The 1,920-nt window shown below is 54.6% G+C and carries 3 protein-coding genes; all 3 read right to left on the bottom strand.

The genetic code is table 11. The features are described from left to right. Nucleotides 1–252: 252 nt before the first annotated feature. Nucleotides 253–525 carry a hypothetical protein gene (locus BCL67_RS15310; protein WP_146131223.1) on the bottom strand — a complete coding sequence of 91 codons (273 nt, stop codon included), beginning with the start codon at nt 523–525 and terminating at the stop codon, nt 253–255. Next, nucleotides 522–1,229 (bottom strand): hypothetical protein, encoded by a 708-nt coding sequence (locus BCL67_RS15305; protein ID WP_146131222.1) that lies wholly within the window; start codon nt 1,227–1,229, stop codon nt 522–524. Before BCL67_RS15305 ends, BCL67_RS15310 begins: the two co-directional genes overlap by 4 nt. Before the next feature lie 434 nt (nt 1,230–1,663). After that, on the bottom strand, nt 1,664–1,920 hold a 257-nt coding region (locus BCL67_RS15050), incomplete at its 5' end, for an IS30 family transposase (protein WP_146131221.1).

Genomic DNA, 1,920 nt, shown 5'->3' with positions numbered 1-1,920 from the left:
GAACTCAGCAGGATAGGGCTTAGGCACAGGTTCATCCTTCCAGGCCGCCCTCAGGCAAGCCAGATCAGATGTCACCTATTCGTGCGGCAGACCCCAACGACTAATAGCGTGTTGAGTTTATTTACACTTTACAAGACGTTTATGCGTCATCATGTTGTCCATGCGCGCACAAAAAAGTGGTGGGCCTGCGTTAGCAGACCCACCACTCGAGAGCTAGCTCCCATACGAGACGCTAGAACTGACGCGTAAGCATCAGGCCATCACCTGACTTGGATGCTTAGTTGCGGCCCGAACCACTGCAATAGTGATAAGTGGACCGACAACCGGCGCGAGCAGCGCTAGCAAGATGAGAGCGACTTTAGGGATGAGGCCGAATGTCTTGTTCCGAGTCACTTCTGCGACTGCCCATACAAGCAGCCCCACTAGCACAATTCCTATGATCCAAGGCGCAATACCAGTCCCGGGAGACAAAGTCGGATTCATCCCCACAGCTGAAGTTGAGGCGATGCCGTTAATGGTGATCATGAGTTAACCGTCCAGTAACCGTTGGAGTTCACGCGAAGCTGCAACCATACCTCCCATGAGTTGCCGTAAGGGCTAGTGACGGTGGACTGCGCTTGGATAGCCGCGGCCTGGGTGGCTGTCTGGTTGCTGCGGATGATCCAAGCATCCGGTCGTGTACAGGACATGATGCAGTTCTGCGTCACATTCCCAAGATTGGTGATCCTTGCGTATGAACTGGACTTCTCGAAACTGGCGATGAAGCCAATCTTGACGACGCCAGCCCAGCTGTTGGTGACCGAACAATTCGTCCACCGGCCCCAGTTGCCACTAGTCGACACCGAAGAGCAGCTCGAAACCGTACCCCTGGCTGCAAAGTCACCGGTTCGCGGCTTTTCTATGCTTGAGACAACGTAGGAACCATCTTCAAACCAAGAGATCTCCGAATCGAACTCCTCGGTTTCAAACGCATTTGAACTGATGGGCTCCGAGACGCCATCGAACGCGTCAAGTGGTTCACCTGCTTCAAGCTTGTCGATGAGTGCGTCCTGGGTGTCCTCCGGCACGCCGTACTTGTCGAAGTCGATACGAATTTCGCTCTCCTGGGAGTCGGAAAGCTGCGTTACGACGGGATCGGGCACCTCTGCATAGACCGGACTCGCCGCACCGAGAGTTAAACCTGCTGATATCGCTGCTATCGAAGCGACCGCTAATGACTTCAGTCTCATCAATTACCCCTAATATTTAGTAGGCGGTAAAGCTAGTGTTCAGCTTCTGTGAAGCTCGGCGCAAGCCAGAATCAGACAAATCTTGTAATCAAGGATGTCCTGAGGAGTGCTTTGCCGTGCTCGGATCGCGCTCATGACAGTGATCTGGGGAATATATAGACATATCGATAACAATTGCATATCGCACACATAAATCAGCTGACTTGCGTCGCGAACGTCGAAATTTACCTGAATGTTTCAAAGGCCTAATGCGGCTAGACATACCGGGGCAGGCTACCTGGCCGCTTGCAGCCGGCATCTCTCTGGCGTCTTGCAACCCTTAGGTTGCAAGGCAGCGGACGAGACACCTCTCCCCCGCTCAAGATCCGCAGAATCCCGCAGAGGACGATTTCGCCCAGCGCCTCGCAACAGTGTCTCGATAGCTTCGGGCGAATTCATGCGGTGAGCGCAACACCGGCTTGATTCTCTGGACCTGAGAGTATCCCGTCGAGGACCTCTGCAGGAGTTCGGAAGCCATGGCGCTTCCGGGGCCGGCTGTTTAATTCCGCTGCGACGTTCTCAAGGATCCCTGGTCCATGGAACGACAGGTCAGTGCCCTTCGGGAAGTACTGCCGTAAGAGCCCATTGGTGTTCTCGTTGGTGCCCCGCTGCCAGGGCGAGTGCGGGTCACAGAAATAGATCGGCATACCGG

The organism is Nesterenkonia sandarakina, assembly GCF_003003175.1.
Classification (GTDB): domain Bacteria; phylum Actinomycetota; class Actinomycetes; order Actinomycetales; family Micrococcaceae; genus Nesterenkonia; species Nesterenkonia sandarakina_A.
Note: the sequence above shows the minus strand (reverse complement) of the source record. Positions and strands in the feature narration are given on the sequence as shown.